This window comes from Planococcus antarcticus DSM 14505, from assembly GCF_001687565.2.
In the GTDB taxonomy this organism is placed as follows: domain Bacteria; phylum Bacillota; class Bacilli; order Bacillales_A; family Planococcaceae; genus Planococcus; species Planococcus antarcticus.
This window is the reverse complement of the sequence record NZ_CP016535.2, coordinates 25,010-31,009: the sequence shown is the minus strand read 5'-3', so window position 1 is coordinate 31,009 and position 6,000 is coordinate 25,010. Positions and strand designations below refer to the sequence as shown.

Below are 6,000 nucleotides of genomic sequence, written 5' to 3'. Positions count from 1 at the left end.
TCCGAAGTAATCCTAGCTACCTCATCCACATTTAAACTAGCAGCCTGAGTATTCTGTGGTGTCCATAAATACTAACCATCATTACTAAACAAGTAATAATCGTAAATATACTGAACTTATTTTTCTCAAATAACATCCAATCATCTCCTTATTTCTAAGTAATAACCATAATTATACTTTTTTTAAATAAAAAAAGTCAAAAATGTAAAATTAATTACTATTTTTTTTCTTATGTGATAATAAAGAGATAAAAAAGTTTATTACAAATCCCACTACTAATAATAGAATTAATAATGGCCAGGTAATTTCGTCTTGCACACTACTTATCAGGATAAAAACAAGAACGACACTAATTAATGTAATTAGTAAGTGGCTCATTTTCATTGAGATCACCTCCGATATTGATATATAAAAATCTTATTTATATATTACGATAACATATAGATTCAAATTACAATAAAGTAAGTAAATAATTACATTTATTCATTGGAGTGAATGTAACTTAATAGCAGTTAAGTTACATTCACTTTTCTTTTTTACAGTCTTCAGCAAGTCGTTAAAAGCCGGAATCTTACAGTACTTTGAACGTTCATTCCTTCTAAGAAAGTGATATACTTTAAAATAAATTAATAAATAATTTTATTTTAAAGTTAGGAGTGAAACTAATGAGTGCTACTATGCCGAAAAAAAGAGCGTCTGAACACGGACTGAAGCCCGGAAAAAAAGCCAAAAGACGGGTACGTGTTTCGCAGCAACGACAACTGAGCATCCCCAAAGATTTTTACCTGGCTCTTGGACTCACCGATGAAGCCGTCATGGAATTTACAGGGACAGAGATCATCATCCGGCCTGCCACATTCGAAGAAGTCGATTTCTCTGCAGATATTTTACAAGACTTAATCGCTCAAGGTCTTTCTGGACAAGAGTTGTTGCAAGAATTTAAGAAAATCAAAGCCCACATTCCAACAGCCCTGCAAGCATTGGAACAGGAAACGATGGCTCAGCCTGTCATCCAGGGAAGTTTAGACGACTATTTAGACGCTCTGGAGGATGATGAAGAAGATGAGTGAAGACTTGTTGCCGGTTCAGCTCAGCAAACGAGCTGGAAAAGAGTTAAAAAAGATCAAGAAGTCCGATCAAGTCCTCTATCGGAAAATGGGCGAAGCCATTACGAGCATCCGTAAGGATCCGGCCATTGGCGAAGCGAAAAAAGGGGATTTAAAAGGCTATTCCTGCTTGGACCTTCATCACAGAGGCATCAATTATGAGCTGTGTTATGCCCTACGAGAAAATGAAGAGGGCGAACTGGTTCTGGTTGTATTGCTGGGGACACGCGAAAATTTTTATATGGAATTAAAACGGTATCTAGGCAACTGATAAAAGCCATCCTTTGCTTAGGATGGCTTTTTGTTGGATTTTATCCAGCTTCAAAAGCCTCCATTGCTGGAGGGCTTTCTTCATGATTCTTGTTTTTTAAGGGTTTCTTAGTAAATCGTCGTGGTGACCACAATTGCGCAAAATTAGCGTTTGTTCAGCTGTCTGGCTGTATTCCCACGAAATCCGAGTATCCATATTAGCACTGGCTTCAAAGATGGATTTCGTCCCCTCAATACGCTTGGTTCTCAGAGAAGGTTGAAAAGGTGGTGCAGCTGCCAAGAGCTTAAGGGCCTCACTGACGGCCTTTTGCTCATTTTTGTGAAACTTTTTTATAGGATTTCTTAAATTTATTCGTGATTTCTAGTTCAAACAAGCAACGGTCACCTTCATTCCTCTTCGTCTAACCAGGCAAGCGCATCTTCTACCGCCAATGGTCCACTGGTTTGCCCTTTGTCGATCTCCTGTTGGGCTTCTTTTTCGTCTTGCTGCCACGTTTCGGTCCAATACCAAGCTGGTCTTTCGCGATTTCAATCATCGGAATCAGGACGATCCGTCCGTCTACCACGGTCACTTTGAGATTGGTATTCGCGGTTACTCCAGCTGTTCAGTATTTCGTTGGGAATCGTAATCTGCCCTTTGTTCCGCAAACGGACATGCTTGGCCACGCCGTTGTCCTTTGGACGTTCTTGAAGTTTTTGGCATTCGATACACCCCTTCCAATCTCGTATAATTTAATAAATCCAACTTTCTTACTTTCTTAAATATATACTTTCCTTCTTCTTAATTCAATTAAAATGGTTAAAATAGAGAGGGATTATATCCATTTTGAATGTAACATAATGGTAATTATGTTACATTCAGTTCTGAGATTTAGTGGTCATTCCAGTATATAAATAATCAAAAGAAAAGTGAGGTGGAAAACAATGAATAAGTATCATCGATCAAGCCTACAATTGCTCTTCATTGTCGCCATAACGTTAATAGTATCTGTATATTGGTTGAATCTAGAGATTGGTTATGGAATTATACTTTTGTTCATAGCTGTTGGATACACTATTTATCTCAATTTCAATGCAGTCAAAAAAGTAAAAATGAACAATAAATCTTGATACTCCTTTATCTTTTGATTTCAATCTCAAAGTGACCTAGTTTGACACCAACAATATTTTATTGAAAGCAGTAGATCGGTATTTGTCTGAGTTAGAAAAAACACTAATTAATATTAATAGGTGCAATATCTGGCACTCAGATTTCATTAATTTCTAGCAGTTTGAATGTAACTTAATAGCAAATAAGTTACGTTCAAAAGCCCTCCATTGCTGGAGGGCTTTCTTCATGAGTTATTCTTTTAAGGGTTTCTTAGTAAATCATCGTGGTGTCCACAGTTCCGTAAAATCAATGTTTGTTCAGCTGTCTGGCTGTATTCCCAGGATATTCGGATATCCATATTGGCACTTGCTTCAAAAATGGCTTTCGTCCCTTCAATACGCTTGGTTCTCAGGGAAGGTTGAAAAGGTGGTGCAGCTGCCAAGAGCTTAATGGTCTCGCTAACGCCCGTTGTTCATTTTTGTGAAACTTTTTATAGGATTTCTTGAATTTATTCGTAATCTCTAGTTCAAACAAGCAACGGTCACCTTCATTCCTCTTCCTCCAACCAGGCAAGCGCATCTTCTACGGCCAATGGTCCACTGTTTGCCCCTTGTCGATCTCCTGCTGGGCTTCTTTTTCGTCTTGCTGCCACGTTTCGGTCCAATACCAAGCCTGGTCTTTCGCGATTTCAATCATCGGAATCAGGACGATCCGTCCGTCTACCACGGTCACTTTGAGATTGGTATTTGCGGTTAACTCTAACTGTTCCAGTATTTCGTTGGGAATCGTTATCTGGCCTTTGTTCCGCAAACGGACATGCTTGGCCACGCCGTTGTCCGGTAAACGTTCCTGAAGTTTTGGCATCCGATTAACCACCTTTCATTTTTGTATCACTTTGATAAAATCGTACTTTCGTACTTTCTTAAATATATACTTTTTCCTTTCTAACTCAATTAAAATGTAGCCTATGTCTCCCTTCACTTTTCAACGATCAAACGAAAAACTAATGAATTCCTTTATCGAAAGAAAAAAAGCCGTATCCTTTACAGGATGCGGCTTTTAATCTGTAGAACCCTGTCTTTCGAGAAGGTGGGATCCACTCTTTTATTTTGTTGCTGAGAGGTCTTTATCTAAAAAAAGTGTACGTCAGTGTAGCAAAGAAATCACTGGAGACCGCATACAGTAACGTTCCGGCCATAGAGACAGGGACAACAACCAATATCAATTTCAGAAATGAAACTTCGGTAAGCATGGTTTCTATTCGTTCAACTGCAGAAAAATGACTGTTGTTCATCGTAACACCTCCACTTTCCATTCTAATCTATATGTCCGTCGCTTCACAGAAATTATCATCACGCCATTTTGTCCATAAAAATTCTGACACGCTGTATACGTACTTGTGTTGTAAACATCAAGCATAAAGGCACCTGCTACAACTGCTGCACCACCAGCTGCTGCTGCTTTCGCTACGGCTGCAACTGCAGGAGGAATCGCTAGAACCGGAAGATCAATACACCTACCTGATCTGTATTTTCACTTATACTTTCTTCAAGTATATTCGCTTCTTCTACCGTTAATCCATTGTCAATTGCTCGTTCACGGTCAAAAATATATGCGTCATTTTCATATGCCAATGTATCTTCAAGAGCATTCGTAATTCGTTCGTTGTCATTCTCAATCGCCTGGGCTTGTCCAACGGAGGAAAAAGCAAAGCTAAAAACCATTAAGAAAGCCACTGTTACCACTAAAAGTTTTTGAATCGAAAAAGGTACCTGATTTACATTCATAGATTTCATAAAAAAACCCCTTCCTGTAATAATGTTATTTTCGATCTTATGAAATACGTTCCCGTCTTCCACTTTAAATAACATTTTTTACTTAAAAAGGAATAAAAGAACCAGGGAATTTAAGTGAATTATCAAACAAAAACACAAAAAGCTACTTTTCTTTTAACTTTCTCTGCCTTCTTAACTCTGAAAAAACCTTTAAAATTGCTGTATTTTGATCGTAATTCGGACTTTCTTGTGGGCTAAACGAGGGAAGAATAAAGAGAAAATAACAAAGGAGTAAAATTACAGATGTTGTGCCGATCCCTTCGTGTAGTAGGATTGATAGGCATGATAAAGATCTTTGACACGGTCAAATCACTTGATGATAAAAAGTTTTGATAGCACCCCCATCATTTTTTAACTACTCTCGAATTAGAAGGAGCGAGTAAAATGAACCTCAGCAAACAAATTAAAAAATACCGAACCAGAGAACAGCTTTCCCAAGAAGAATTAGCGGAAAAACTTTATATCTCACGACAAACCATTTCCAATTGGGAAAATGAACGAAGCTATCCGGACATCCACAATTTGCTGCTGATGAGTGTTCTTTTTGCCGTATCCTTAGACGATTTAGTCAAAGGGATGTCGAGATCATGAAAAATGAAATTCAAAATGCTCAGATGAACAAATGGTCAACCTCCATGTTACTATTCGCATTTCTCTCGGTAATTTCAGTTGGCCCGATGCTTAGTTTAGCCGGAAAAAAGGACTGCTTATTTCATTGGCTTTGTTCTTATGCTGCCTGTATGCAGCCATCAAAATCGAGAAGATTAAAAAGAAGCATGATTTAAAGACATATAAAGAAATTTTGGCTTTCCAGGAAGGACGAAAACTTTCAGGCGAAGAAAGAGACAAGAGTAGAAAAACCCATCTCTACTTCAAAACTTTGATCGTCATTTTGTTTGGTGTGATTTCCGGGATATTAACGTTTTTGAGCTTGTCTCTTTTCAATTAATTCTTAAATCTTAGCGGCACATGAACGCTAGGAAGAACTTAGGAAGAAATTGAAGGTGAAAGCATAGGAACCTAGGTTCAAAAAGGGAGGCAAGGGAATCTCTTGCTTGCCCTTTTTCATTATTCTCCTAGAATCGGTAAGAAAATAATCAACTACCGGTAGTTGAATAAACATAAATTTTATTAGACTACCGGTAGTCGTTTTATTGATTTTGAATGTAACTTAATGCTAATTAAGTTACATTCACATCCGCCAGTAAAGTAGAATCATTTTATCTATCAATTCTCTTTGAATGGAAACTTTTGTAAGCCCCAGTCGTTGTTATTAATATCAATGGCAGGGGTTTTTGTAGCTGCTAAAAATACCTGAGAAAACTAGGTTGCTAGAAAGGAGAAAAGAAAATGGATGTCTTTGAACCGTTATATATTTTCGGATTTTTGCTTATATTAGGGCTGATCTATGTACCTGTTTTGCTTTATACGCTCTTCAAATTCAAATTAAATATAATTGGACTTTTTTTCACTATTTTATCAATCGGAAGTTATTTGTTGCTTGGAACTTATATGGTTGGCGCTGGTTATTATTCGGATGAACAGGCGACAGCAATGTTATTTGGGTATGGATTTCTCGAATTGACGCTTCTCTCTTACCCTTATATCTTTGTGGTATTAGCTGTTTTGCTCGGAAAAAAAGGGGAACGTTTCTAAGGTTGTTAGCAGGCTTTTAAGAAAATTTCTACTTCAACTGAAT

At 37.6% G+C, this 6,000-nt stretch carries 7 protein-coding genes; 4 read left to right on the top strand and 3 right to left on the bottom strand.

Features of this window, described 5'->3' with window-relative positions; translation table 11 throughout:
- The first annotated feature begins 665 nt into the window (after positions 1 to 665).
- Entirely contained in the window at positions 666 to 1,070 is a 405-nt protein-coding gene (locus BBH88_RS18625) for an AbrB/MazE/SpoVT family DNA-binding domain-containing protein (RefSeq protein WP_083387829.1), read from the top strand.
- On the top strand, positions 1,051 to 1,377 hold the full coding sequence (locus BBH88_RS18620) for a type II toxin-antitoxin system RelE/ParE family toxin (RefSeq protein ID WP_065537432.1): 327 nt from the start codon (positions 1,051 to 1,053) through the stop codon (positions 1,375 to 1,377). Before BBH88_RS18625 ends, BBH88_RS18620 begins: the two co-directional genes overlap by 20 nt.
- A 1,671-nt stretch (positions 1,378 to 3,048) precedes the next feature.
- On the opposite strand, the gene BBH88_RS18605 is transcribed toward BBH88_RS18620, so the two are convergent.
- The 3 genes from BBH88_RS18605 to BBH88_RS18600 all read right to left on the bottom strand — a co-directional run bounded on the left by BBH88_RS18605 (position 3,049) and on the right by BBH88_RS18600 (position 4,262).
- Positions 3,049 to 3,330: an AbrB/MazE/SpoVT family DNA-binding domain-containing protein gene (locus BBH88_RS18605; protein ID WP_065537436.1), complete on the bottom strand. Its 282-nt coding sequence runs from the start codon at positions 3,328 to 3,330 to the stop codon at positions 3,049 to 3,051.
- A 262-nt stretch (positions 3,331 to 3,592) separates the two neighbouring features.
- Entirely contained in the window at positions 3,593 to 3,760 is a 168-nt protein-coding gene (locus BBH88_RS19325) for a hypothetical protein (protein ID WP_154669223.1), read from the bottom strand.
- A 199-nt stretch (positions 3,761 to 3,959) separates the two neighbouring features.
- The gene (locus BBH88_RS18600) at positions 3,960 to 4,262 is read right to left on the bottom strand and encodes a hypothetical protein (RefSeq protein ID WP_065537435.1); all 303 of its coding nucleotides are present in this window, start codon (positions 4,260 to 4,262) and stop codon (positions 3,960 to 3,962) included.
- A gap of 423 nt (positions 4,263 to 4,685) precedes the next feature.
- On the opposite strand from BBH88_RS18600, the gene BBH88_RS20075 reads away from it, so the two are divergent.
- Both BBH88_RS20075 and BBH88_RS18590 read left to right on the top strand, forming a co-directional pair.
- Positions 4,686 to 4,892, top strand: a complete 207-nt coding sequence (locus tag BBH88_RS20075; RefSeq protein ID WP_407946511.1) for a helix-turn-helix transcriptional regulator — start codon at positions 4,686 to 4,688, stop codon at positions 4,890 to 4,892.
- Between the two features lie 759 nt (positions 4,893 to 5,651).
- Positions 5,652 to 5,957, top strand: coding sequence for a hypothetical protein (locus tag BBH88_RS18590; protein ID WP_065537424.1), 306 nt, complete (start codon positions 5,652 to 5,654; stop codon positions 5,955 to 5,957).
- The last annotated feature ends 43 nt before the right edge of the window (positions 5,958 to 6,000 follow it).